Annotated in this window: 24 protein-coding genes; 9 read left to right on the top strand and 15 right to left on the bottom strand. The window is 71.6% G+C overall.

What is annotated here, in order from left to right; all coding sequences use genetic code 11:
- Positions 1-21 precede the first annotated feature (21 nt).
- Both C3K08_RS03760 and C3K08_RS03765 read left to right on the top strand, forming a co-directional pair.
- A complete protein-coding gene (locus C3K08_RS03760) occupies positions 22-1248 on the top strand; it encodes an FAD-dependent oxidoreductase (protein WP_158679840.1) in 1227 nt (408 codons plus the stop codon).
- Positions 1249-1256: 8 nt separating this feature from the next.
- Positions 1257-2030 carry a hypothetical protein gene (locus C3K08_RS03765; protein ID WP_104990095.1) on the top strand — a complete coding sequence of 258 codons (774 nt, stop codon included), beginning with the start codon at positions 1257-1259 and terminating at the stop codon, positions 2028-2030.
- On the opposite strand, the gene C3K08_RS03770 is transcribed toward C3K08_RS03765, so the two are convergent.
- The 4 genes from C3K08_RS03770 to C3K08_RS03785 all read right to left on the bottom strand — a co-directional run bounded on the left by C3K08_RS03770 (position 2017) and on the right by C3K08_RS03785 (position 6113).
- Positions 2017-4233: an AAA family ATPase gene (locus tag C3K08_RS03770; protein ID WP_104990096.1), complete on the bottom strand. Its 2217-nt coding sequence runs from the start codon at positions 4231-4233 to the stop codon at positions 2017-2019. The genes C3K08_RS03765 and C3K08_RS03770 overlap by 14 nt on opposite strands.
- Before the next feature lie 100 nt (positions 4234-4333).
- Positions 4334-4663 carry an ATP-dependent Clp protease adapter ClpS gene (gene clpS, locus C3K08_RS03775; RefSeq protein ID WP_104990097.1) on the bottom strand — a complete coding sequence of 110 codons (330 nt, stop codon included), beginning with the start codon at positions 4661-4663 and terminating at the stop codon, positions 4334-4336.
- A gap of 115 nt (positions 4664-4778) precedes the next feature.
- A complete protein-coding gene (locus C3K08_RS03780; protein ID WP_104990098.1) occupies positions 4779-5669 on the bottom strand; it encodes a hypothetical protein in 891 nt (296 codons plus the stop codon).
- Positions 5670-5726: 57 nt separating this feature from the next.
- On the bottom strand, positions 5727-6113 hold the full coding sequence (locus C3K08_RS03785; protein WP_104990099.1) for a hypothetical protein: 387 nt from the start codon (positions 6111-6113) through the stop codon (positions 5727-5729).
- Between the two features lie 60 nt (positions 6114-6173).
- Between C3K08_RS03785 and C3K08_RS03790 the strand changes: the two genes are divergently transcribed.
- The 4 genes from C3K08_RS03790 to C3K08_RS03805 all read left to right on the top strand — a co-directional run bounded on the left by C3K08_RS03790 (position 6174) and on the right by C3K08_RS03805 (position 9135).
- Positions 6174-7169, top strand: coding sequence for a DUF1517 domain-containing protein (locus C3K08_RS03790; RefSeq protein ID WP_104990100.1), 996 nt, complete (start codon positions 6174-6176; stop codon positions 7167-7169).
- Between the two features lie 139 nt (positions 7170-7308).
- Positions 7309-7635 (top strand): HNH endonuclease, encoded by a 327-nt coding sequence (locus tag C3K08_RS03795; protein ID WP_199776983.1) that lies wholly within the window; start codon positions 7309-7311, stop codon positions 7633-7635.
- Positions 7636-7666: 31 nt separating this feature from the next.
- Positions 7667-8173, top strand: a complete 507-nt coding sequence (locus tag C3K08_RS03800) for a PH domain-containing protein (RefSeq protein WP_104990101.1) — start codon at positions 7667-7669, stop codon at positions 8171-8173.
- The gene (locus C3K08_RS03805) at positions 8170-9135 is read left to right on the top strand and encodes a hypothetical protein (RefSeq protein WP_104990102.1); all 966 of its coding nucleotides are present in this window, start codon (positions 8170-8172) and stop codon (positions 9133-9135) included. The genes C3K08_RS03800 and C3K08_RS03805 overlap by 4 nt, the downstream gene beginning before the upstream one ends.
- A gap of 65 nt (positions 9136-9200) precedes the next feature.
- Here C3K08_RS03805 and C3K08_RS03810 read toward each other — a convergent pair whose 3' ends face one another.
- The 4 genes from C3K08_RS03810 to C3K08_RS03825 form a co-directional block, all read right to left on the bottom strand.
- Positions 9201-10835, bottom strand: a complete 1635-nt coding sequence (locus C3K08_RS03810; protein WP_104990103.1) for a HAMP domain-containing protein — start codon at positions 10833-10835, stop codon at positions 9201-9203.
- A gap of 94 nt (positions 10836-10929) precedes the next feature.
- Complete coding sequence (locus tag C3K08_RS03815) at positions 10930-11367, bottom strand: hypothetical protein (protein WP_104991896.1); 438 nt, start codon at positions 11365-11367, stop codon at positions 10930-10932.
- Positions 11364-12182: a hypothetical protein gene (locus C3K08_RS03820; protein ID WP_104990104.1), complete on the bottom strand. Its 819-nt coding sequence runs from the start codon at positions 12180-12182 to the stop codon at positions 11364-11366. The genes C3K08_RS03815 and C3K08_RS03820 overlap by 4 nt, the downstream gene beginning before the upstream one ends.
- A 155-nt stretch (positions 12183-12337) precedes the next feature.
- The gene (locus C3K08_RS03825; protein WP_104990105.1) at positions 12338-12982 is read right to left on the bottom strand and encodes a monothiol bacilliredoxin BrxC family protein; all 645 of its coding nucleotides are present in this window, start codon (positions 12980-12982) and stop codon (positions 12338-12340) included.
- A gap of 73 nt (positions 12983-13055) precedes the next feature.
- Here C3K08_RS03825 and C3K08_RS03830 point away from each other — a divergent pair, with 73 nt between their 5' ends.
- Positions 13056-13286: a hypothetical protein gene (locus C3K08_RS03830; RefSeq protein WP_104990106.1), complete on the top strand. Its 231-nt coding sequence runs from the start codon at positions 13056-13058 to the stop codon at positions 13284-13286.
- Between the two features lie 3 nt (positions 13287-13289).
- Here the strand turns inward: C3K08_RS03830 and C3K08_RS03835 are convergent, their stop codons facing one another.
- The 7 genes from C3K08_RS03835 to C3K08_RS03865 form a co-directional block, all read right to left on the bottom strand.
- The gene (locus tag C3K08_RS03835) at positions 13290-14234 is read right to left on the bottom strand and encodes a class I SAM-dependent rRNA methyltransferase (RefSeq protein ID WP_104991897.1); all 945 of its coding nucleotides are present in this window, start codon (positions 14232-14234) and stop codon (positions 13290-13292) included.
- Positions 14235-14313: 79 nt separating this feature from the next.
- Positions 14314-15231, bottom strand: a complete 918-nt coding sequence (locus tag C3K08_RS03840) for a phospho-N-acetylmuramoyl-pentapeptide-transferase (protein ID WP_104990107.1) — start codon at positions 15229-15231, stop codon at positions 14314-14316.
- A 468-nt stretch (positions 15232-15699) separates the two neighbouring features.
- Positions 15700-16698, bottom strand: a complete 999-nt coding sequence (locus C3K08_RS03845) for an isocitrate/isopropylmalate dehydrogenase family protein (protein ID WP_104990108.1) — start codon at positions 16696-16698, stop codon at positions 15700-15702.
- 35 nt (positions 16699-16733) lie between these two features.
- Positions 16734-17702 (bottom strand): FAD-binding oxidoreductase, encoded by a 969-nt coding sequence (locus C3K08_RS03850; RefSeq protein ID WP_104990109.1) that lies wholly within the window; start codon positions 17700-17702, stop codon positions 16734-16736.
- A complete protein-coding gene (gene mnmD, locus C3K08_RS03855; protein ID WP_104990110.1) occupies positions 17699-18379 on the bottom strand; it encodes a tRNA (5-methylaminomethyl-2-thiouridine)(34)-methyltransferase MnmD in 681 nt (226 codons plus the stop codon). Before mnmD ends, C3K08_RS03850 begins: the two co-directional genes overlap by 4 nt.
- A 78-nt stretch (positions 18380-18457) precedes the next feature.
- A complete protein-coding gene (locus C3K08_RS03860; protein ID WP_104990111.1) occupies positions 18458-18946 on the bottom strand; it encodes a YsnF/AvaK domain-containing protein in 489 nt (162 codons plus the stop codon).
- A 102-nt stretch (positions 18947-19048) separates the two neighbouring features.
- A complete protein-coding gene (locus tag C3K08_RS03865) occupies positions 19049-19891 on the bottom strand; it encodes a DUF2382 domain-containing protein (protein WP_104990112.1) in 843 nt (280 codons plus the stop codon).
- Positions 19892-20189: 298 nt separating this feature from the next.
- Here C3K08_RS03865 and C3K08_RS03870 point away from each other — a divergent pair, with 298 nt between their 5' ends.
- Positions 20190-22193 (top strand): translation factor GTPase family protein, encoded by a 2004-nt coding sequence (locus tag C3K08_RS03870; RefSeq protein ID WP_104990113.1) that lies wholly within the window; start codon positions 20190-20192, stop codon positions 22191-22193.
- A 69-nt stretch (positions 22194-22262) separates the two neighbouring features.
- On the top strand, positions 22263-23285 hold the full coding sequence (locus tag C3K08_RS03875) for a low specificity L-threonine aldolase (RefSeq protein WP_104990114.1): 1023 nt from the start codon (positions 22263-22265) through the stop codon (positions 23283-23285).
- The last annotated feature ends 6 nt before the right edge of the window (positions 23286-23291 follow it).

Below are 23291 nucleotides of genomic sequence, written 5' to 3' on the forward strand. Positions count from 1 at the left end.
CACCGAACCAGAATGCCCGCCATGTTGCCGGGGCCGCAGGACGTGTGCATCGTGGGGGGAGGCCCGGCGGGGATGATCTTGGCGTTGCTGCTGGCCCGGCAGGGCATCCCGGTGACAGTGCTGGAGGCAGCGGGCGACTTTCAGCGCAACTTCCGGGGCGACACCCTACATCCCGCGATCATGGAACTGCTCGCCGGACTGGGGCTGGCCGGCCCTGTTCTGGGACTGCCGCACACGCGCGCGCACCGGGCACGCCTCGTGCTGGCGGAAGGTACACAAGTCATCGCGGACTTCTCGCGGCTGCGGACGCCCTACCCCTATCTCACGGTGATGGCCCAGTCGCGCTTTCTGACCTTCCTCGCTGCCGAACTGGAGCGCTTTCCCCATGCGAGGGTGGTCATGGGCGCCCGGGTGGAGGGACTGCTGGAGGAGGGCGGCGAGGTCCGGGGCGTGCGCTACCGCCGGGCTGGGGTCCTGCACGACCTTTCCGCCACGCTGACCGTGGGGGCGGACGGCCGCTTTTCCAGGGTGCGCGACCTCGCCGGGTTGGAGTTGCGGCGGCTCTCGCCGGGGCAGGACGTGCTGTGGTTCTCGCTCCCCCGGCACGCGGACGACCCTGGCGGCAGCATCGACCTGCACCTGCGCGGCCCGCACTGCATCGTGACCACCGACCACGGCGAGCGCTGGCAGGTGGGGTATTCCATCCGCAAGGGGAGTTACGCGGCGGCGCGGGCGGCGGGCGTGGCCCCCATTCGCGAGGCGGTGGCCGATACAGTGCCCTGGCTGGCCGGGCGGTTGCAGGCCCTGACCGAGTGGCGCGACCTGCACCTGCTCGCCGTGGAGGTCGCCCGCGTGCGGCGTTGGTGGCGCCCCGGCCTGCTCCTGATCGGGGACGCGGCCCATCCCATCTCGCCGGTCGGTGGCATGGGCATCAACATGGCCGTGCAGGATGCGGTGGCCGCCGCCAACGTGCTGTGCGGCCCCCTGCGCTCGGGGCGGCTGCGGCCCCGGCACCTCGCCCGCGTGCAGCGCCAGCGTGCCTGGCAGATCGTCGCCTTGCAAGCCCAGCAGGTGATCGAGGAGCGGGAGGTCGAGGGCCTGGACGGTGCCCAGCCGCTGCACGTGCCCAGCCTGCTGCTGCGGATGCTTCAGGGGGTGCCGGGCCTCCAGGGGGTGCCGGGGTATGTGACCGCCTACGGCCTGCGCCCCGAGCGGTTGCGGGCGCAGTGGCGGACGGCGCGGCTGTAGCCTGCGCCATGGCCCGACATGCCCGCTATGCCCAGGCAAGCTTCGCCCTCTGGCCCGACGAGGGGTTGTTGGAAGCCGTCGCCTCGTTTCCCGGCGACTGGATTAACATCCTTCGCACCGATCTGAACCATGCCCGAGGGGCGCTGACCGTGGACCTTGCGGACGAGTTCTACCGGGCTTCGGAAGCGGACGGCTGGCAGGTGGGACCGGACGGGCAGCCCGACCCTCGGCATCACAGCCGCCTGCTGCGCCTGACCTGGGAAAGCCGCTGGGAGGGTCACACCCACTTCCCTAATCAGGTCTTCGCCCTGGAAAGCTACGACGAGTTCTACGCGGGGCCGTATGGCACCTTCCACCCGGTGCGGCAGGGCCTTCCGCAGTCCTGGCTGTACGAGGTGGTCAACGACCCCAGCCCCTGGATCACGGAGATGCTGGAGGAGAACGGGACCGGCGTGTTTCCCACCTCCGGGGTGCCGGTCGCCGTGAGCGAGCGCGAGCGACTGCTCAACCCTCACCTGAAGCCGACCGGACGTTTCTTCCCCGAGGACGCGACGCCCGAGGACACCGGCCGGGGCACGGATTTCGTTCTGCTTCGTCCGCAACCCCCTACCCCGGAAGAGTTGGCTGAGGCGCAGGCACAGTTCAGGCAGGTTCAGCGGGCGCAATGGGAGGCCACCCGCCGCCGCCCGCGCTACCGCCACCTCCTGATCGCGTCCAACAGCCACATTCTGGAAGTGCTGTGCGAGGCCCTCCCCACCTGGGAGTGGGTCAACGGAAACTGAAGCCCTCGCCGTCCGCGTCCACCGTCACCGCGCCGCCGCCGCTGAGCCGCCCGAACAGCAGCTCGTCGGCCAGCGGGCGCTTGACCCGTTCCTCGATGACGCGGGCCAGGGGCCGCGCCCCCATCTGCGGGTCGTAGCCCAGCAGCGCGAGCCGGGCGCGGGCGGCGGGCGTGACCGTCAGCGAGACGCCGCGCTCGGCCAGTTGCCCCTCCAGTTGCCGCAAGAACTTGTCCACCACGTTCCCCATGACCTCCCGCGACAGGGGCCGGAAGTGGATCACGGCGTCGAGGCGGTTGCGGAACTCGGGGGTAAAGGTGCGCTTGACCGCCTCGGCCTCCTCGCCCGAGCGGCCCTCTCGCGAGAAGCCCAGGGCGGGGCGGCTGGCGTCGGCGGCGCCCGCGTTCGTGGTGTAGACGATCAGCAGGCCGCGTCCGTCCACCTTCTTGCCGGTGTGGTCGGTCAGGGTACCGTGGTCCATCAGTTGCAGGAAGAGGTTGTACACGTCGGGGTGCGCCTTCTCGATCTCGTCGAGCAGCAGGACGGCGTGGGGGTTTTTCGCCACCGCGTCGGTGAGCAGGCCGCCCTGGTCGAAGCCCACGTAGCCGGGAGGGGCGCCCACCAGCCGCGCCACCGTATGCGCCTCCTGGTACTCGCTCATGTCGAAGCGCAGCAGCTCCACCCCCAGGCGCTCCGCCAGCGCCCGCGCCAGCTCAGTCTTGCCCACCCCGGTCGGCCCCGCGAAGAGGAAGGCCCCCTGCGGCTTCTGCGGGTCGCGCAGCCCGGCGCGGGCCAGCTTGACGGCGCTGGCGACGGCCTCCACCGCCGCGTCCTGCCCGAAGACACGGGCCTTCAGGTCGGCATCCAGCGTGGCGAGCGAGCGCACCTCCTCGGCCTTCACCGCGCCGACGGGCACGCGGGCCATCCGCGCGACGGTCGCCTCGATGTCCGCCTCCCCGATCTCGCCGCCCCGCCCCGCCGAGGACCGGGCCGCCCCCGCCTCGTCCAGCACGTCGATCGCCTTGTCGGGCAGGAAGCGGTCGCGCAGGTGCCGGGCCGAGAGCCGGACAGCGGCCGAGAGCGCCGCGTCGGTGTACGTGACCCCGTGGTGCGCCGCGTAGCCCGGCGCCAGCCCGCGCAGGATGGCGAGGGCATCCTCCTCGGACGGCTCGGGCACCTCCACCGTCTGGAAACGCCGCCACAGCGCCCGGTCGCGTTCGAGGTGGCGCAGCTCGGCGGGCGTGGTGGCCCCCAGCACCCGCAGCTTGCCCCGCGCCAGTGCGGGTTTGAGGAGGTTCGCCGCGTCCACGCTGCCCCCCTCGGTCGCCCCGGCGCCGACCAGTGTGTGCAGCTCGTCAATAAAGAGAACCGCGTTCTGCCCGTCCAGCGCGGCGAGGACCGCCTTGAGCCGCTGCTCGAAGTCGCCCCGGTACCGGGTTCCGGCGAGCAGCGCCCCCAGGTCGAGGGCGTACACGCTCGCCCCTCGCAGGAAGCCGGGGGCCTCCCCATCGGCCACCCGCTGCGCCAGCCCCTCGGCCAGCGCCGTTTTGCCCACGCCGGGTTCACCGACCAGAACGGGATTGTTCTTGGAGCGCCGCGCCAGGATATGCACGGTACGCTCCAGCTCGGCCTCGCGCCCGATCACCGGGTCGAACTCCCCGGCCCGCGCCTGCGCGGTGAGGTCGGTGGCGTAGGCTTCCAGCGGGTTCTGCTCGGCGGTGCCTTCTTCCGGCGCCTCGCCGTCCACCCCGGTCACTCGGCGCTCGCGCTCGCGTCCGGCGACCTTCGCGGCCCCGTGGGACACGTAGGCGAGTACGTCCAGCCGGGTCACCCCCTGCGCCTCCAGCGCGGCGCGGGCGGGCGAGTCGTCCTCCTCCAGCAGCTCGGCCAGCACGCGGGCGCCGTCGGCCTGCTCGTGGCCCTTGCCGCTGGCGTGCAGTTGCAGCACCGCGCCCTGCACCACTCGGTGAACCCCGAGGGTGAAGTCGGGCTCGGCGTCCTCCACGCTCTCGAAGCCGTCCAGCAGTTCACTCAGCTCGTCGCGCAGCCGCTCCACGTCGGCGCCGACGGCCAGCAGCGCTTCCCTCGCCTCCGGGTCGTGAGTCAGGGCCAGCAGCAGATGCTCCAGCGTGACGTATTCGTGCCCGGCCTCCCGCGCGTAGTCGGCGGCGCGGCCCAGGGTGACTTGCAGGTGGTCGCCGATCATGGGCGGACCCCCGCGCTGGGGGTCGAGGGGTCGAGGAGTCGAGAGGTCGAGAAGCAACCCCGCCCGACCTCTTGACTTTTTGACTTCTCGACTGTCCCACTCATTCGCTCGCCTCCGGCTCGGCCACCAGCCGCAGCGGATAGCCGTACTGCCGGGCCTCGGCGGTCACCTGGGCGACCTTCGTCTCGGCCACGTCGCGGGTATAGACCCCGGCGACGCCCTGCCCCTTGTGGTGGACCGCCAACATGATGAGCTGCGCCTCCTGCTCGGACTTGCGGAAGTGGCGCTCCAGCACCATCACCACGAAGTCCATCGGCGTGTAGTCGTCGTTGAGCAGCAGCACCCGGTAGAGCCGGGGCCGCTGGGTCTGCGTGCGCTCCAGCGTCTGCGTGCGCCCCTGCGTGGTGGGGTCGGCGTCCCTGCGCGTCATGGGGCCGAGTCTAGCGGGGGCAGGGGAGGGGAGCCGGGGCAGGGCTCACGGTCAGGTGGAGAAAAAAGAAGACCTCCCCACGCGGGGAGGCTTCTCGGGGTCCCAGGGGGACGAATTACATCTTGCGGTTGGCGTCTTTCACGTCGCTGCGGACCTCGTCGGAGGCCTTCTTCGTCTCGTTGAGGGCCTGCTGCACGAGGCGCTGCATATCGCTGGCGCCCTCCTGAGCGTCGGCCTTGGCCTGGGCTCCGGCCTGCCCGGCGCCCGCGCCCCGGTCGGCGGCGGCGTCACGCACCTCGGCCTTCATCTGTTCGGCGCCCTGCTGCGCGTCGCGCTTCACGTCCTGGGCCTTGTCCCGCGCCTGCTCGGCGGCGTTCTGGGCACCCTGCTTGACCTCCTGGGCCGTGCCCTTCATCTGGTCCGCGGCCTGGTTGGCTCCGGCCTTCACGTCGGCGGCGGCGTCCTTGGCGTCGGCCTTCACCTGGTGCGCGGTCTGCTGTGCGTCGCGCTTCAGTTCCTGGGCCTTGTCCTGGGCGGCCTCTTTGGCCTGATTCACGGCCTGCTTGGCGTCGCGCTGGGCGTCCTGGGCCGCGTCTTTCAGCTCGCCGCCCACGTCCTGGCCCTCGCGCCCCACGGTCTGGGCCACGTCACGGGCGGCGTCCCCAGCCTCGGCGGCGGCGCCCTTCACGGCGACCCCGGCCTCGCCCGCGACTTCCTTGGCCTTGTCCACGGCAGCTTGCACGCCGCCCTGCTGCGCGGCGTCCCTGACCTCCCCGGCCTTGTCCGCAATCACGGCTCCGGCGCTCGCAGCGGCGTCCTTGGTCTTCTCCCAGCCCTGGCTGACCTTCTCGCCGACATTCTCGGCGGCGTCCTTGAGGCCAAGTTCGGCCAGCTTGGCGTCCAGTGCCTTGCGGTTTTGTTCGCGGCTGAGGTAGTAGGCCCCAGCGCCAATCAGGGCTCCGAGCAGCAGGAGACGTTTGGTGGGAAAGTGACTGTTCTGCGACATGAGATCAGCCTAGGCCGCCTTCTCTCATGAGCGGATGAGGGGGGCCTCAGCCCGGATTCACCCCGCCGCGCTGCTGAGCAGCCCCAGCCGCCGCGCCAGGCCTTCTTCCAGCAGCCATTCCTCGGGTTCCTCGGTGCCGGTCACGCGCACGAGCACGCACCCCCGGTCGAGGTAGAAGGCGACGATCTTGGCCCAGGCCTCCTCCTCGTCTCCCGCCGTTTCCTCGATGTCCTCCAGAGTGCCCCACACGTCGCCGTCCACCTCGGCGCTGCGCAGGGCCTCGGCGTGGGCGCTCAGGACGTAGGCGTCCACGTCTTCCTCGGGGGGGTAGGGTTCGCCGGGGGTGCGCAGGTCCAGCCGCTCGCCCCGCTCGTAGAGGCGGGCCAGGAAAGCGTCCCAGTCGTCGGGGGACAGGGTGAGGATGGGTGGGGGAGCGGCGTTCATGGGCGCAGTGTAAGGGGGAGGCTGGCGCGGGGGGCGGGCGGGTCGGCCTAGACTGCGCCCATGCCGAAAGAAGCTGGGCCGAACCACGCTGGTCTGTCACCTGCCAGAAGTCCCCTGCGGGCGGCGTTCCTCCTTGCCGCGCTGCTGCTCCTCGCGGTCGCCGCCCTGACGTTGCTGGGGGAGGCGGCGGCCCAGTCGGGTGGCGGCTTTGGCGGCAGCAGCAGCGGCGGGGGCTTTGGTGGGGGCAGCAGCGGCGGTGGGGGCGGCTTCGGCGGCGGGTTCGGGGGTGGCTACGGCGGCGGGTACTCCGGCCCGATCATCATCGGCGGGGGCGGCTTCGGGCCGGGGTATATCGGGGGAGGCGGGGGCTTCGGGATCATCGGGCTGCTGCTCTTCGGGTTCGTGATCATGAGCGTGCTGGGCTTCATGCGCCGCAGCGTGGGCGGCGGGGCGCGGGGCCTGGGCGGCGCGGGCAGCCTCAGCGGGACCGCGCAGGCGGTCAGCGTCCAGCTCCTGCTCGCCGAGGGCGACGAAGTCAAGCGCGACCTTCAGCGGGTGGCCCGCTCCGGCGACCCCGACTCCAACGAGGGCCTGGCCCGGATGCTTCAGGAAGCGGCCCTGGTCCTGTTGCGCCACCCCGAACGCTGGGTCTACGGCGAGGTGCAGCGGGCGCAGGGGTCGGTAGGCGCCGCCGACAGCCAGGTGGGCGCCTGGGCGACCGAGGCCCGCGCCGCCTTTACCGTGCAGACCACCAGCAACTACCAGAACCGGGACGTGAACACGGGCTTCGAGCAGCGGGGCGACTACACCTTTGAGCGCGACGGCACCGACCTCTACCTCGCCGTGACCATCGCGGTGGCCGCCCACGCCCTGGGCAACCTGCCCCCGGCGGGCGTGACCACCGCGCAGGAGGCCCGCGCGGCGCTGGCCGCCATCAGCTCGGTCGCCCCCGGCGACCTGATTCGCGCCGAGGTGGTCTGGAGCCCCGACGCGGAGGGCGAGTTCCTCTCGGAGGACGAGGCGATCCGCAAGTATCCGGGGTTGACCAAGCTGTAAGTGGGCAATGGGGAGTAGGAAGTGGAGAGTGGGGCAACCGCTTCTGCTCCTTGTTCCACTTCCCACTGATCACTCCCCACTCCCCGCCCTCGTAACGCCCCACCCGGTCCCCCGCCGCCAGGGACGGCATCATCGCCCGGTGGCCCGCCGCCGTCCCGAGTCCAACTGGCCCCCGCCGCCCCGCGCCCCCGAGGTCTGTGCCCTGTGCGGTCGGGGGACCCCGGTGCTCACCGAACACCACCTCGTGCCCCGGTCGCAGGGGCGGCGGCAGGGGGTCAAGATTCACGAGCTGCCCACCGTGATGCTGTGTCCGGCCTGCCACAAGTTCCTGCACCGGACCTTCAGCAACGCGGAGCTGGCGGGCGAGTATTCCAGCGTCGAGGCCCTGCTGGGACACGAGGACGTGCGCCGCTTCGTGGCCTGGGTGCGGGGGCAGCCCGCGAGCAAGGCCGTGCGGGTGCGGTAGCGGGCAGGCTCCCGCGGCCTAGACTGCCCCCATGCCCACCCCCGTGCCCCTCGCCCCCCCGGAGGCGCCGCCCGCTCTGCGCCTCGTGACGCTGGGCGTGCCGCTGCTGCTGGCCGGAGCCGCCTTCCTGCCCGACGAGGGCCGCCCGCCGCCCCACCCTGAACTCCTCGCCGTGGCCCTGCTGACGGGCCTGGGCTTCTGGCTCGCGCCGCGCCGGTTGGGGTATGAGCTGACGGGCGACGGCCTCGTTATCCGGACGTTGCTGGGCCGCACCGTGTTGCCCTACGCCGGACTGCGGGCGCGGCGCTCGGCGGGGCGGCTGGGGCTGCGGACCTTCGGCACCGGGCTGCCGGGCTACCTCACCGGGCACTTCACCTTCGGGCCGGACCCGGCGCTGCGGAGCGTGCGGGCGGCGGCCACCCGCACCGGCGGTGGGGTGCTGCTGGAATCGGGCGGGCAGGTCTACTTCCTGACACCCGCGGACCCTGGCGGCTTCCTGGAAGCCCTGGCCCGGCGCGGGTCACGGGTGGAGGAATGAGCCTCGTCCTGCTGCCTGATCTGGGCGACCTGCTGCGGCTGCATCCCCAGCTCAACGCGGGCACGCTCGCAGAGGCCCTGCGCTTTCTGGGATTGCGCGAGGTGCTGTGGGCCAGCGGCCCGGACCCCGACCACCCCCTGCGCGACGCGCTGCCCGCCGCCGGGATCGCGGTGGAGGACCTGCCCCTCCCCGACCCCGCCCCAGCCGCCGCCGAGCACGAGCAGCTTACGGGCTTCCTGAACCAGTATCCCCAGGGCCGCGAGCGCTTGCGGGCGGCGGGCCGCGCCGAGGCCGAGTTCACGGCGGTGCTGACCGCGCCCCTGACGTTGCCGGGTGTGCTGGCCCAGGAGATGGAGGAGGCCGTCACCCGCTACCACGCCGCCGTCCGTGACGCGCTGGATGAGGGACCGGGGACCCGCTGGCGCGAGCGGCGGCTGGGGGAGATGGCACAGCTTCTGGCGGGCCGCTCCGGGGCCGTTCTGGTGCCGCTGGACGACCTCTTCGCGCTGCGGGACCGGGTGCCGGGGGCCGCCCTGCCCGACCTCACCGGCTTCGTGCCCGGTGAAATGTCGCGGCGGCGGGCGCTGGCCGACCGGGCCTGGCAACTGCGCGAGGAGGACGATCTGGAGGCCCTGCTCGCGGCCCTCGACCGCGAGGAAGGCGACGCGGTCACGCCGGGGGCCGAACTGCTCGCGGCGGGCGCGGGGCTGTGCCTCGCGGTAGGAGACCTGGACGCCGCCCGCACCCGGCTGGAGCGGGCCGCCCACGCCCTGCGCGGGGACGAACCCCGCAGCCTGCCGGGGCTGGTCCTCGCCCGACTGGGGCAGGTCCGCGACGCCCAGGGCGACCGCGAGCTGGCCGAGCGCACCTACCGCGCCGTGCTGGCCCTCGGCTACGCGCCCGCCGTGGCCCGCGAGACGGCGGCGGCAGGGCTGCGCGACCCCTTCCACATCGAGGTGTAGCTCAAGGGGGTGGGCCGGGAGGGCAACCCCGCGCCCCTCCCGGCCCACCCTTCCCCACCGTCGGGTTACGCCCGCTTGCGCCGCCGCAGGCGCTCCATGGCCGATTCCAGGCTCAGGCGCATGCGCTCCAGGGCCTGCGCGAGGTCGCCGATCTCGTCGTTGCGGTCGGCCCGCACCGGCTGGGCGAGGTCGCCCATGCTGATGGCCTCGGCGGACTTCACGAGGCGCTCGATGGGCTGCACGATCCGGCGGGTGGCCCGCAGGGTCAGCAGGGCGGCGGCCAGCGCGGCGAGCAGCGAGATCCCCAGCACCAGCAGCAGGGTGGTCCGCAATCGGCGGGTGGCGTCGGTGCTGTCCACGCCCACCGCGATGCGGTAAAGCAGGTCGCCCGAGCGCTCGGAGGCGTCCACCGGGGTGCGGACCCCGTCACGGCCCTCGACCACGCCCAGGCGGCTCACGATGAAGGTCTGGTTGCCGCCGCGCTGGTTCTCCTTGTCCTCGGCCAGGGCACGCAACTCGCGGGCCTGGGCCGACTCGCCCGCGCCGACCTCCTCGAGCTGCGCGAGCTGCTCGCGGTAGGCGTCGGCAGGGGTGCCCCGGTTCACAAAGGTGCCCGTCTCGGGGTTGGCCTTCACGAAGTCGGCCACCTGGCCCTGCAGGCTGCCGTCTAGGCCCGGAGTCTGGCTGCGGAAGTAGACGGTGCCGTCGGGCAGTTCCACCTCCACGAAGCCCACCGCCGAGCGCTTCAGCAGGGCGTCGAGCTGGGCATTCACGGTTTCCTGGTCACGGGTGTCGAGACTGGTGCCCACCGCGACCGCGACCGCCTCGGCGTTCTGACGGATCAGCCGCTGCTGCGCGTTGGGGAGCAGCACCGCCAGCGAGAGCAGCGACAGCCCCGCCGCCACGCCCAGCGGCGCGACCGACGCCACGATAAGCTGCTGCGCCAGGCTGCGCCGCCGCCCCGCCGGGGCCGCGCTGCCCTCGGCCGCCACCGCGCTCAGGAAGCGGTCGGCCTCCGCTCCGGTGCCCGCCGCCGGGGTGTCCGTGGCGGGGGCCGCCGGAGTCCCGCCCACCGTGAGCGCCCCGGTGAAATCCGACCACGAGTCGTCTCCGGCCGGGACGGACGTGGATGCAGGTGTGGACTCCTCTCCCGTCACGCGGGGGGCAGGCGGGTCGGGCGAGAAGACGGTGGTGCTGCCGCCCAATCCGCCCAGGCCTGTGCCCCCCAGCGCTCCGGCGGCGGCCAGCCCGGCCGCCGCCAGCACCGGCTCGCGGGCCGCCTCGGCGCCGACGGGCACGGGCATGGCGAAGGGATCGGCGTCGAGGCCGGGAATGCCGCCCAGCCCGCCGAAGGGGTCGGCCGCTCCGCCCAGGGGCGCGGCGGGGGCGAGTTCCACGTCGTCCGGCGCCCCGACGCGGGGAGCAGGGGTCAGCGGGGCTGCTCCCTCGAAGGGACTCACGTCCAGCCGCGTCTCGTCGCGCACCTCTTCAAGGGCGACGGCGGCGCCGACTTCCTCGAAGACGCGCAGCAGCAGCTCGGCGCGGGGGCGCCCGCTGGGCTTCATCAGGCGGCCCGAGCGCCGCGAGGCCAGTCGGGCGGCCTGCTCGGGCGAGAGGCCGAAGCGGGAGACGAGTTGCGCTTCGAGTTCGGGGCGCACCCCATCGGGAACAGGCTGGCGAATCACGACCGTGTACTTCATGGGAGTTCCTTCCGGGCCACGCGCCGAGCGGGCCAGCCGTCAGTGGGCAGAGGAGTGGGGGAGGTGGGGCCGCGTGTGGGCAGAGGAGGGAGGGTCACGCGAGGTCCCGCGCCCGCAGCTGGCGCACGAAGACCGGCACCTGCGCCTCGCCGAGTTGCCGGGCGAGGGCGGAAAGCAGGGCGCTGAGGGTGGGGCTGTCACCCAGTTCGTCCAATACGTCGTCCACCACGAATTCGCCCATCGGCCCGACGGCCGCGATCACGCAGGCGGTCACGGCGCCGAGCACCTCGTCGGTGACGGGCTGGGTGCGTTGCGCGGCCCGGCGCACCCAGGCGTCGGCCTGCGTGACGGCAGTCGCCACATCGGGCGCGTTCACGCGGGCCAGGGCGGCAACCTCGGCCGCCGTGCGGACTCCGTCGATGTGGTGCAGCACCCGCCACAGCACGAAGGGCAGCGGCAGCTCGTCGCGCAGGCCCGCGGGCCAGGTGGGGACGCCCGCCGGGGCGCCGCCCGCCAGAGAAGCGGCGGTCATGCGGCCCCCAGCCCGGCGGCCTGCCACTCGGGGCGGTCCGGCAGGGTGCCCAGCGGAAGGTCGGCCAGCGGCTGCCCCAGCCGCGCGAGGCTGGCGTGGAAGGCGGCCAGCAGGGCCGGGTGCAGTTCATGGGCGGGCACGCCGGGGTCGGCCGTCAGGTGGCCTCCCTGCACCGTGACCTCGCGGGCAAACGGGTCGAGACAGGGATGTTCCCCGGCCAGGCCCACGCAGACGCTGCGCCAGGCCTCGTCCAGCGGCGCGTGGTTGTGGGCTGCCGCGATCAGGTCCTTCCAGAAGACCAGCATCGCCGCTTCGGAGGGTGCCTGCATCAGTTCGCCCAGCAGCTCGCACGTGGCGCCCGGCTGCGGCACCTGCCCGCCAAGGAGTTGCCCGTCCTGCCAGTAGCTGCACGCCTCACCCGCGAGCAGCACGCCGGAAAAGCGGCTGCCCTCCAGCCGCGCCCGGCCCTGCGGCCAGCCTTCTTCCAGCGGTTGCGGGCTGTGGGTGCGGGCAGCCCAGACCGTCTCGGCGACGGCCGGGGGCAGCGGCGTCAGGCTGACCTGGGCGCGGGGCAGTCCGGCCATCGCCTGCGGCCAGCCCACCTCGCCACGGGCCGTAAACCCCCCCTGCAGCGCCCCGCCCACCCACACGAAGCGTGCCCAGTGCGGCCCCTGCTGCGCGTCGAACACGGCGCTCAGGCCCTGGCCCTGGCGGGTCAGCAGATCGCTCGTGACCTCGGTCCAGGGGTAGTGGTCGGTGTGCAGGCCGCGGTACACGGCCGGTTCAGGCGGAAGGGGGAGGCGGGGCTGGGGCATGGAAGTCACCTCGGAGACGGGAGAAGGACACGTGGAAGGTCACGCTTGTGCCCCATCACACCTCAGTCCCTCTTACCGTTCGCTTACACCCCCCTCATCCGGAGAGCACGGCAAACCCGCCCGGCGTGGCGACCGGGCGGGCAGGACGGGACAGCTTAACCGAGTTCGTTCAGCAGCTCCTGAACGCGCCCGCGCAGGTCACCGCGCTCCTGGGGGGCGCCGAGCTGGTGCAGGCCGCCGTGGTAGGCGTCGGGGTCCCCGAACAGACGCGAGAGCAGCTCGAACTCGCGCTGGCTGCGCAGGCTGGCGTCGTCGCGGAAGAGGGTCACGTACTGGTCCTGAAAGGCCCACTCGTTCAGTTCGCCGTTCAGGAAGGCCCGCATCAGGCGGCGGTAGGGCTCCACGTTGTCGTCGGTCGCCACCGTGCCCGTTCCCTCACGGGCAGGCACCTGCGCGGCGAACACCGGCCCCAGGGCCTCCGGGGTGATGTCCCAGTTGTTCACCTCGAACTGCGGCTGGCCCTCCCGGAACAGGATGAACTGCGGGCTGTGGTGCGTGATGCCGGTCAGTTCGGCCACGTGGTTGCTCGCCGGGCGCCAGTCCACCACCCGGATAAAGCCCACGGGCAGCTCGTGGCGCTGGAGGAAAGTCTCCAGGACCCCGAAGCCCTGCATGGTCTTGTGGCAGGTTCCGGCCTTGAACACGGCGGCCAGCGGGTACTCCCGCAGGAACTGGTCCACCTCTTCGGGCGTCGTCAGGGGCACAAGCACCTGGGTCTGTTCGGTCGCGTTCGCGGTCATGGTCACAGCATACCCCCCGCTTTGAAAAACGAAGTGACCCGGTCCACAAGGGGCGGGAAAGGTAGGCTGGGGCATGGACGAGGCCACCGAGTTCGTCAGCTTCACCTTCGGCAACGTGACCCTCAGCGGCTTCGTGACGCCGGGCGAACTCGCCCGCATCGAGGCGGGGGAGGTGGTGGACGTGCTCCTGCGTGGGGTCATCGCGGTTCATGGGGACGTGGGCGAGGACGTGCCATTGGGGGACGTGGCCTGCACCTTTATCGGCGGCGAGCTGTCGCCTTTCGCTCCACCGCGCGGGGGGTGACGCTCAATTCAGCGCCCACACTCCGGCTTTGAGGTGGGTTGCGCCAGGGTAGTCCTCGCCCGCCCCCAGCCGGGTGAGGAGCTGGCCCCGCCGCTCGGCCTCCGTCAGCCCGGCTGCAACCATTCGCTCGAAGGCCGCGCCCGTCAGTCCTGCGTGGTTCGTCACGGCCAGGACCCGGCCCCCCGGCGCGGTCACGTCGGCCGCCAGCGCCGCCAGCCGCGCGTAGTCGCGCTCGGCCCGCCATATCCCCGTTTTCCCCCGCGCGAAGGAGGGCGGGTCGAGCACCACGAGGTCGAAGCGGTCGCCCCGCTTGCGCAACCTGCCGAGCCACTCGAACACGTCCCCATACAAGAAGTCCGCGTCGGGGGCTGGAAGGCCGCTCAGCGCGTAATTCTCCTGTCCCCAGCTCAACACCTTGCGCGAGAGGTCCACGTTCTTGACAGTGCCCGCGCCCCCCAGCGCCGCGCTGAGGCCGAAGCCACAGGTGTAGGCGAAGGTGTTCAGCACCCGTCCTCCCTCCGGCGCATGTGCCCGCACCCAGGCCCGCAGTGGCCGGGCGTCCGTGAACAGGCCGATGCTGAGGTCCCCGCCCGGCCGGATCAGGAAGGTCACCCCCGCCTCCAGCGCGGTCACCTCGGGCCGTGCCTCGCCCCAGACTGGCCCCGGCGGCGAGAGCTGCTCGCGGGCCACGTTCGCCGCGTGCCGGGCCTCCACCGGGCGGCGTTTGAGGTACACCCCCGCCACACCGGGCAGGGCACCGCACGCCGCCGCCAGCCTCGCCTCCTCCCCCGACGACAGGTCCGCGTACAGGCTCAGCACCGCCGCGTCACCCGCGAGGTCCAGCGCGAAGAAACCTCCCGTCTCGGTGGTGTGCGCCGCCCGGTAGACGGTCGTGCCCCCCGCGGGCAGGTGGGCACGGCGGGCGAGGAGGGCCGGGAGGTCGGGCAACTTCACCCGGCAAGTGTAGGGTCACCAGCGCAAAGGGGCGGAAGCCGTCGCCACCGCCCCTCCGGGTTCTGCCTCCTCCTTACGGCCTGCCGCCCAGAATCCACCACACCAATGCGGTCGCCACCGCCGTGATGACCCAGAAGCGGGTAGTGACGTGCGTCTCGGGCCAGCCGCTCAGCTCGAAGTGGTGCTGAATCGGACTCATCTTGAAGACGCGCTTGCCCCGCGTCTTGAACGAGATCACCTGAATCGCCACGCTCAGCACGGCGACCACCGGGATGATCGCCGCGAGCGGCAGCAGCCACACATCGGCGTACAGCACGTAAGCCCCCGCCGCGACCGCCCCGATCGCGTGACTGCCCATGTCGCCCATGAAGACCCGCGCCGGATGCGCGTTGAACCACAGGAAGCCCAGCAGCACGGCCACCATCAGCGCCGAGACAGGTGAGACCGCCAGCAGCGGCAGCAGCACGATCATCGCGACCCCCGCCAGCAGCCCGTCCAGCCCATCGGTAAAGTTGAAGGCGTTCACCGCCCCCACCATCACCAGCGTCAGCAGAATCACGTCGAGGACCGGTCCCAGGCTGGGGAAAACCTCGTGCGAGGCCAGCGGTGCGGCGAAGAGGGCGAAGACCAGCCCGACCAGGAATTGCAGCGGGAACTTCTCGCGGGCCAGCAGTTCCTTCTTGCCCTTGCCGCGCATCCGCGAAACGATCTTGAGCAGGTCGTCAATCCCGCCAATCACGCCCATCGCCAGCGCCGCGAGCATGATCAGCAGTTCGCGCTCGCCCCCCGCGTTCCCGGTCAGGTACAGCGGGAAGAACACCAGCGCGAGCGCCAGCACGAAAGCCACGCCGCCCGCCGTGGGCGTCCCCTCCTTTTTCAGGTGTGTCTGCGGCCCGTCCGCCCGGATGGGCTGGCCCCAGCCCCGCGCCCGGCTGACGCGGATAAAGAGTCCCACAAGAAACCACGAGAGGAGGGCTGCCACGACCATCATGGGCGGCTCCGGCGGAGGGCGGGGGACAGGCAGGGGCGCGGCATCTCAACCGGGGAGGGTAGCACGGAGGGGCGCGGCGCCCGGCCGCCGGGGGGAGGCACACCTCCAGCAAGAGCCGTTTGGCTCCCTTTGAGGGGACTCGGAGAGCTGCTTGCAGAGCTGGCCGCGAAGCGGACTGAGGGGTGCTTTTCATAGGCGGGTAGACCTCTCCGCACTTAGCCCCCCGTAAACGTCTGGTGTGTCATGCAGGCTGGGCGGACGGGGCACGTAGAGCCGTGTTCCTCGTCTGGTATGAGGGCGAGCTTCGCCCGCCACCCCCCTCCCCAACCCTCTGCAAGCAGCTCTGCGAGTCCCCCACAAGGAGGAAGGGGGGAAAAAGCCCGTCTGAGCTGTTGGTCGTTCTATTGCACATCAAGCGTCATGAGAGGGCCGGACCCGTCCTGGCATCCGGCCCCTTTCCCCGCAGGCTTAAAGCCGAGCGATCACCGCGTCGGTGAATTCCTTCGTTCCGGCGGTGCCGCCGAGGTCGCGGGTGCGCGGTCCCTCGGTGAGCACCGTGTTCACGGCCTCGTCGATGCGGCGGGCCACGTCGTGTGCCCCGATGTGGTCGAGCATCAGCACCGAGGCCAGCATGGTCGCGGTGGGGTTGGAGATGCCCTGCCCCGCGATGTCAGGCGCCGAGCCGTGCACGCTCTCGAAGATGCCGAACTGGTCGCCCACGTTCCCGCTCGCGGCGATGCCCAGCCCCCCCACCAGCCCGGCGGCGAGGTCGGAGAGGATGTCCCCGAACATGTTCGTCATGACCATCACGTCGAACTGCGAGGGGTTGCGCACGAGCTGCATGGCCGCGTTGTCCACGATCATGGTGTTGGTGGTCAGGCCGTCCACGCCCTGCGCCTGCTCCAGCACGCTGTCCATAAAGAGGCCCTGGGTGACGGGCAGCACGTTGGCCTTGTGCACCACGGTGAGCTTGCCCCGGCGCTTCAGGGCGAGGTCGGCGGCGAACTTGCCGATGCGGTCGCTGGCTTCCTTGGTGATCACGGTGTCGGCGATCGCGGTGTCGCCGTAGCGCCGCTCCTGCTCGACATACAGGCCCTGGGTGTTCTCGCGCACGATCACGAGGTCCACGTTCTCGTAAGCGCCGGGGACCGGGCGGGTGCGGGTGGGGCGCACGTTGGCGTACAGGTTGTACTTGCGCCGCAGGTGACGAATCGCGCCGAAGAACCCGTCGGGCTTCTCGCCACTCGGGCTGGTCGCCGCGCCGAAGAGGGTCGCGTCGGTATTCTCCACGGCCTCGTAGGTGGCTTGCGGCACGCTGGTGCCGTGGTCGAGAAAGTACTCGTAGCCCGCCTCGGCGGTCACGTACTCGGCGTCGAGGCCAGCGGCTTCCAGCACGCGGCGGGCGGCGGGGATGACTTCGTGGCCGATGCCGTCTCCCTCAATCAAACAGATGCGGTACTTCGCCATAACCCCGCCAGTGTAAGCGGTGCCTGTACCCGGCGTTACGTTGCGGTCTCCCGCAGCACGTCACCCGCAACGTGACGCGCGAGCAGCGGCCCCAGCAAAAAGCCCTTGCTGCTCAGCCCGGAGAGCCGCCACACGCCGTCCGTCTGCCGTCCGGCCACCAGCCCGGAGAGTCGGGTGCCGCTCCAGCGTCCGGTCACCCGCACGCCGCGCAGGTCAGCCAGTGCATCCCCCCGGTTCAGCAGCCAGCGCAGCGAGGGGGTGGGGAAGGTCGGCTCCTGCCAGGTCGGCGTCAGGGCCTCGAACGTCGCCCCCAGGACCCCCGTTCCCCCGGCCCCCGGCGCGAGGTAGGCCCCGAAGCTTACGGGCAGGGTGGTCGCTGGACGGTCCAGTGTGAGCAACGTGCCTGCCCGGTGGGTGCCCGCTTCGCTCGCCCAGCCCGACCCCACCGCGCCGCCGCACCAGACCACCGCGTCGCCCTGGAGCCGGGGACCTTCCTCCAGTGTGATCGAGTGGGCATCCCAGGCGACCGCCCGACCCCGCACGACCTCCGCCCCGCTCGCGCCCAGCAGCCCCGCGCAGAAGGCCGCGCCCTCCAGCCAGCCCCCCTCCGGGATCAGCAGGGCGTGCGGCCAGCCTGGGGAGAGGGGCACGGGGAACTCTCCCGGCATCAGCCAGCGGTGGGGGAGAGCCGGGGGGAGGTTCCGCGCGAACTTGGCCCGCGTGCGCTCGTCGGGCACCGGGCGCAGCACGCCCTCCTGGCCGTGGGGAATGGACCAGCCCGCCGCCTCCAGCTCGCGCACCAGTGCCCAGGTCAGCGAGATACCCTCTAATGCCCGCCCGTCCACTTGCCCCGACTGTCCGCGCACCGGGTTAAGCAGGGCGGAAGGCACGTGGCTCGCCGCGTGAACCCCAGCGTCCACCACCGTCACCTGCGCCCCCCCCTGCGCCGCGAAGTACGCCACCGCCGCGCCCGCGACGCCGCCGCCCACGACGAGCACCTTCACTGCCGCACCGCCCGCAGATGCTCGCGCTTGCCGGGGGGACCAGGGCGGCGCTCGACCTGCAAACTCGTCGCCGCCAGCGCCCGGCGCACGTGCCCAGCCGCGCTGTAGGTCGTCAGCACGCCCCCCGGCGCGAGGGCCGAGGCCAGCCGCCCCACCACCTCCGGCGTCCAGACCTCCGGGTTGCAGGCGGGCGAGAAGCCGTCGAGGTAGAGGGCCGTGGCCCAGTCCTGCGGAAGCTGCGCCGTCCGGATGTCCTCGAACCGGACGGTGAGGGAGACGCCGGGCACCCGAACGGTCAGAGGGTCCGGTCCGCCCCACCCCGCCAGCAGCTCCTCCCAGGCGGGGTGCTCTGAGCCTTCCCCGCCTTCAGCCACCTCCCGCAGCACGGCCACGGGCGCGGGGTCGAACTCGTAGGCCACGTACTCGAGCGAGGCGCCGCGCCGCGCACACTCCGCCAGGGTCGCCCGGAAGTTGACGCCCAGCCCGAAGCCCACCTCCAGCACACGGGGGCGGGGGTGCTTGTGGGTGCCGCTTCCTTCCACAAACACATGCCGGGCCTGCGCTGCCGCGCCGTGCCGCGAGCCGTACGCCTCGCCGTAGCGGGCGCTCAGGGCGGTACGTGAGCCGTCGGGCGTGAGCAGGATGGCTCCGGCGGGCGAAGGGTCGGCGTCGGTCATCGGCCCGCAGGATAGGGCCTGTCCCCACGGCAAACCGCCCCCGGTAAAGTCCGGCGGGCGGTGGGGAGACAGCGGGAGTTAAAGGGTCGGGTCGGGGTCGAGGGGGTTGGGCATCGTCCGCTCGCGCACCAGGCCCTGCGGGTCTTCCACGGCGAGTTCCTCGCGGCGCAGGGTGATCTCCTGGGTCTGGGTGTAGACGCGGGCTTCTTTGGCGATGGTCACGTCGTTGAGGGGGTAGACCTGCTTTTCGATCAGCGCCCGTTCCTCGTACAGCGGGACCTCGTAGACGCGGCCCACTTCGAGTTCCTCGCCGTTGAGGGTCGCCTGGCCCCCGGTGTGCTCGCGCACGGTGATCTCGAGGTGCTCGCGGCGCAGGGTGATGGGCACGTTCTCCTGCCGCTCGGTCACGACCCGGCGGATGGTGACGGCGCCGACCGTCTCGGGCACGACTTCCACGAGGGCACGTTCCTCGTACAGCCGCAGGCGCTCGATCAGTTCGCGGCGCTCCTCACGCTCGCGCAGGGCCGCGTCGGTCAGGGGAGCTTGGTCGGGTCTGTGGTCGTCCATGAGGGGTCCTTTCCGGCCTGGGAGCCTGGGGATGAGCCAAGAAGAAGGCGGGGTTGCCCCCGCCTCCGCCCCCGCACCTGAGTGGCGGAGGGTTGTGCCTGATCAGCGGCGACCGTTGTTGCGGTCGGTGTCGGTCAGGGTCGTGCTGGTGGTGGTGTCGCCGTCCTGCAGGCGCACTTCACCCGTCTTGTTGACGTCCAGCACTTCGCGGCCCACCGTCTCGGTCACGGTCTGGGTGTCGGTCACGGTGCGCTTGCCGATCTCGACTTCCTCGACCACGTAGGCCTGCTTGCCGACATTGGCCCGCTCGGCTTCGAGGTCCACGCGCACCGTCTCGCTTGCCGCGCCCAGCACCGCGCCCTCGACGGGGCGGGCCTCGGTCACGGGGTGACGCTCGATGACCACTTCCTCGCGCTGCAAGCCCACGTTGACCTGCTCCTGACGGGTCTCGACGTGCTTGCCGATCTCGACGGCCCCAGCGCGGAAGCGCTCCTTGTTGACGATCAGGCGCTCTTCCAGAAGCTGGAGACGGTCCGGCGTGCGGTAGGCCCGCTCGCGGTAGGTGGTCTCGTCGGTATCGGCGGCCCGCAGCACGCGCTCGTTGGTCTGCTGGAAGTTGGTGTCGGTGTAGGTCTGGTCGTAGCGGTACTCTTCGAGGTCACGGACCTGGTCCTTGGTCAGGCTGTCGAAGTACACGCCGTTGTCGTCGAAGCGGGCGTCGCCGACGGGCACGACGACTTCCTTGGAGGAGAACCAGCCGCCCACGTCGAGGATCAGGTAGCGAATGCGGCCGCTGCCAGGGTCCACCAGCGCGTCGCGGACGGTGCCGATCTTCTCGTTGTTGTACCCGTAGGCGGTGTTGCCGCTGGGGTTGTAGACGCCCGCGTTGTCGTACATGTTGTCGCGGCTCAGGTCGGACAGGCGCATCAGGTTCATCTGGGTCATGGGATTCCTCCGGAAGTGAGATGGTGCTTCTTGGCGTGCAGGGCGAGGCGTTCGCCCTTACCCGTAGCAGTTTCGCTGCCGCCCTCCCCATCTGGCTGAGGCCCGTCTAAAGCCTGCCCTGGGCAGACCTTGAGCAGAACGTTATGTTCGTCACGCTGCGGGTGTATGCTCGGCCTACACAAGCTTGACGAGGCTGCGGTGGCCGTTCGCCCGCCTGTTCGTGCGCTCCTTCTGCTCGCCGGAACGCGCCCCAGAACAAAGGTCAGGTGGTTTGTCCGTGCAAGACGGGAGACAGGACATGCCGGTCCGTGTGGTCAGCCTGGTGGGCCACAGCGGATCGGGCAAGACGACGCTTTCCGAAGCCCTGCTGGTGCGCAGCGGGGCTTTGCCGCGTGCGGGCCGGGTGGAGGACGGCACCACCCAGAGTGACCACACCGACGCCGAGAAAGCCCACGGCTTTTCCATCACGACCGGGGTGCTGCGCCTGACCCACGCGGGCACCGACCTCACGCTGCTGGACACGCCGGGCTACGCCGACTTCGTGCGCGAGATCCGGGGAGCGATCCGGGCTGCCGACTCCGCCCTGGTGCTGGTGAGTGCAGTGAGCGGCGTGGAGGTCGGCACCGAGCGGGTGTGGGCCACCGCCGACCGCTTTGCCATGCCCCGGATCGTGCTGATGTCCAAGATGGACCGCGAGCGGGCGAACTTCTCGGCGGTGCTGGCCGATATCCGCGCGACCCTGAAGGGGAACGTGGCAGCGGCCTGCCTCCCCGTGGGCGAGGGACCGGGGTTCCGGGGCGTGGTGGACGTGCTGGGCACCGACCCCGCCGACCCTGACCTCCCCGCCGAGGTCCGCAGCGCCCTCCCCGAAGCCCGCGAAGCGCTGATCGAAGCCATCGCGGACACCGATGACGAGTTGATGACCCGCTACCTCGAAGGAGAGGAGCTGTCCGCGGAGGAACTGCGCTCGGCCTTCCTGCGGGCCGTCCATGCCGGGACCCTCTTCCCGGTGCTGCCCGTCTCGGCGGCGACGGGGGGCGGGCTGGACGAACTGCTGGACCTGATGGTTCGCGGCCTGCGGAGTGCCCAGGAGCGCGGCGTGCTCACCGGGGTGGACGGCCAGACCCGCGAGCCGACGCCGGACGCGCCCTTCAGTGCCCGCGTGTGGCGGGTCAGCGTGGACCCCTTCGTGGGCAAGCTCGCGCATATCCGGGTGTGGAGCGGCACGCTGCGCCCCGGCGACACCCTGCGCAACACCACGCGCGGGGCGGACGTGAAGCCTGCCCACCTGTACGTGATGAGCGGCCACGACCTCACCGAAGTGCCCGAGCTGCGGGCCGGGATGCTCGGCGTGCTCACCAAGCTGCCCGAACTGCACACTGGAGACACCCTGGCCGACCCCGCTCAGCCCATCGAATACGACCCGCTGGTGCTCCCCGACCCGGCCCACACGGTTGCCCTCGTTCCGCGCACCCGGCAGGATGAGGACCGCCTTGGCGCGGCGATGGCCCGGCTGCTGGACGAGGACCCGACCCTGCGCTTCTCTCGCGAGGAGCAGACGGGCGAACTACTGCTGGCCGGAATGGGCGACATGCACACGTCCATCGCGGTCGAGCGCCTCGCCGCGCTGGGCGTCAACGTGGACACCCACCTCCCGCAGATTCCTTACCGGGAGACCATCCGGGCCTCGGCCCAGGCGCAGGGCAAGCACAAGAAGCAGTCGGGCGGGCACGGGCAATACGGCGACTGCCACCTTCGCCTCTCGCCGGGACCGGGCTTTGCCTTCCGCTCCGAAGTCGTGGGCGGTGCAATTCCGGGTAAGTACCTCCCCAGCATCGAGAAGGGCGTGGTGGACGCGATGGAGAAGGGGCCGCTGGCGGGCTACCCCATGCAGGACGTGCAGGTGGCGGTGACCCACGGCTCATATCACGACGTGGATTCCAGCGACCTCGCCTTCCGCACCGCCGGGGCGCTCGCCTTCCGCAACGCGGTGGAGGGAGCGCGGCCCACCCTGCTGGAACCCGTGGTGCTGCTGCGGGTGCGGGCTCCGGCGCAGTTCACGGGGGACCTCGTGGGTGACCTCCAGACCCGCCGCGCCCGCGTGCAGGGCATGGAGCCCGAAGGCACCGTCATCACGATCACGGCAGTCGTGCCCCAGGCCGAACTCCAGACCTACAGCGCCGACCTGCGCTCCCTGACCGGCGACCGGGGGGCCTTCAGCGTCAAGCCCCAGGGCTATCAGGACGTGCCTGAGCACTTGGCGAAGAAGATCGTGGAGGCGCGGAAGACGGCGGCCGGGTAGGGGGAGGGGAGGCCGGAAAGGAACCTGCCACCGCGCACCGCGCCCGGCCTCCCGCGTACCATTCTCTCCATGACCGTCGCCCCTCCCCGCGTCCTGGCCGACCTCCGCTCCGATACCGTCACCACGCCCACCCCCGAGATGCGGGAGGCGATGGCGCAGGCCCCGGTGGGCGACGACGTGTACGGCGAGGACCCCACCGTCAACGCGCTTCAGAGCGAACTCGCCCGCCTCGCCGGATTCGAGGCGGGCCTCTTCATGCCGTCGGGCACGATGACCAATCAGGTCGCCATCGCCCTGCACACCCGCCGGGGCGAGGAAGTGATCTGCGCGGAGGGGTCACACATCTACGAGTGGGAACTGGGCATGATGGCGACCTTTTCCGGCGTGGTGCCCCGCTTCGTGCCCGCGCCGCTGGGCGTGCCCGACCCGGAGGCGGTGCGCCTCGCCGTGCGGCGCAGCGTCCACCAGTCGCCCACGGGGATGATCAGCCTGGAAAACACCCACAACAAGGCAGGCGGGACGGTGCTGCCGCTGAAGGTGCTGGCCGCCATCCGCGGCGTGGCCGACGAGGAGGGGCTGCCCCTGCACCTCGACGGGGCGCGGGTCTTCAACGCGGCGGCGGCGCTGGACGTTCCCCTCTCCGAGATCACCCGCCACTTCGACACCGTGAGCATCTGCCTGAGCAAAGGGCTGGGTGCCCCAGTCGGCAGCGTGCTGCTGGGCAGCGCCGCCGCCATGAAGCAGGCCCACCGCTACCGCAAGATGATGGGCGGAGGGATGCGTCAGGCCGGGGTCCTCGCCGCCGCCGCGTTGGTCGCCGTGCGGGACGGCCCCGCCCGCCTGAAGGAAGACCACCGCCGCACCCGCCGCCTCGCCGAAGCGCTGCTGGAAGCCGGGTACAGCGTGAATATGGCCGCCGTGCAGACCAACATCATCTACGTGACCCTGCCCGACGCGGCGGCGCAGGTGGCCCGCTGGGCTTCAGAAGGGGTGCTGGCGAGTGCGCTGGGGCCGGACTCCGTGCGCTTCGTGCTGCACCACCAGGTCGGAGACGAGGCGTTGGAGGAAGCGATCCGGGTGCTGACCGCCTGAACCTGC

It is taken from the genome of Deinococcus sp. NW-56 (assembly GCF_002953415.1).
Lineage (GTDB): Bacteria > Deinococcota > Deinococci > Deinococcales > Deinococcaceae > Deinococcus.

Excerpts from the sequence above, each read along its gene's own strand:
- C3K08_RS03770 (WP_104990096.1), bottom strand. The coding sequence starts at position 4,233 with ATGATCGGCGACCACCTGCAAGTCACCCTGGGCCGCGCCGCCGACTAC.
- C3K08_RS03780 (WP_104990098.1), bottom strand. The coding sequence starts at position 5,669 with ATGTCGCAGAACAGTCACTTTCCCACCAAACGTCTCCTGCTGCTCGGA.
- C3K08_RS03830 (WP_104990106.1), top strand. The coding sequence starts at position 13,056 with ATGGACGAGGCCACCGAGTTCGTCAGCTTCACCTTCGGCAACGTGACC.
- mnmD (WP_104990110.1), bottom strand. The coding sequence starts at position 18,379 with ATGACCGACGCCGACCCTTCGCCCGCCGGAGCCATCCTGCTCACGCCC.
- C3K08_RS03820 (WP_104990104.1), bottom strand. The coding sequence starts at position 12,182 with ATGCCCCAGCCCCGCCTCCCCCTTCCGCCTGAACCGGCCGTGTACCGC.
- C3K08_RS03825 (WP_104990105.1), bottom strand. The coding sequence starts at position 12,982 with ATGACCGCGAACGCGACCGAACAGACCCAGGTGCTTGTGCCCCTGACG.
- C3K08_RS03815 (WP_104991896.1), bottom strand. The coding sequence starts at position 11,367 with ATGACCGCCGCTTCTCTGGCGGGCGGCGCCCCGGCGGGCGTCCCCACC.
- clpS (WP_104990097.1), bottom strand. The coding sequence starts at position 4,663 with ATGACGCGCAGGGACGCCGACCCCACCACGCAGGGGCGCACGCAGACG.
- C3K08_RS03875 (WP_104990114.1), top strand. The coding sequence starts at position 22,263 with ATGACCGTCGCCCCTCCCCGCGTCCTGGCCGACCTCCGCTCCGATACC.
- C3K08_RS03845 (WP_104990108.1), bottom strand. The coding sequence starts at position 16,698 with ATGGCGAAGTACCGCATCTGTTTGATTGAGGGAGACGGCATCGGCCAC.
- C3K08_RS03785 (WP_104990099.1), bottom strand. The coding sequence starts at position 6,113 with ATGAACGCCGCTCCCCCACCCATCCTCACCCTGTCCCCCGACGACTGG.
- C3K08_RS03860 (WP_104990111.1), bottom strand. The coding sequence starts at position 18,946 with ATGGACGACCACAGACCCGACCAAGCTCCCCTGACCGACGCGGCCCTG.
- C3K08_RS03805 (WP_104990102.1), top strand. The coding sequence starts at position 8,170 with ATGAGCCTCGTCCTGCTGCCTGATCTGGGCGACCTGCTGCGGCTGCAT.
- C3K08_RS03765 (WP_104990095.1), top strand. The coding sequence starts at position 1,257 with ATGGCCCGACATGCCCGCTATGCCCAGGCAAGCTTCGCCCTCTGGCCC.
- C3K08_RS03800 (WP_104990101.1), top strand. The coding sequence starts at position 7,667 with ATGCCCACCCCCGTGCCCCTCGCCCCCCCGGAGGCGCCGCCCGCTCTG.
- C3K08_RS03870 (WP_104990113.1), top strand. The coding sequence starts at position 20,190 with ATGCCGGTCCGTGTGGTCAGCCTGGTGGGCCACAGCGGATCGGGCAAG.
- C3K08_RS03790 (WP_104990100.1), top strand. The coding sequence starts at position 6,174 with ATGCCGAAAGAAGCTGGGCCGAACCACGCTGGTCTGTCACCTGCCAGA.
- C3K08_RS03840 (WP_104990107.1), bottom strand. The coding sequence starts at position 15,231 with ATGATGGTCGTGGCAGCCCTCCTCTCGTGGTTTCTTGTGGGACTCTTT.
- C3K08_RS03760 (WP_158679840.1), top strand. The coding sequence starts at position 22 with ATGTTGCCGGGGCCGCAGGACGTGTGCATCGTGGGGGGAGGCCCGGCG.
- C3K08_RS03865 (WP_104990112.1), bottom strand. The coding sequence starts at position 19,891 with ATGACCCAGATGAACCTGATGCGCCTGTCCGACCTGAGCCGCGACAAC.
- C3K08_RS03810 (WP_104990103.1), bottom strand. The coding sequence starts at position 10,835 with ATGAAGTACACGGTCGTGATTCGCCAGCCTGTTCCCGATGGGGTGCGC.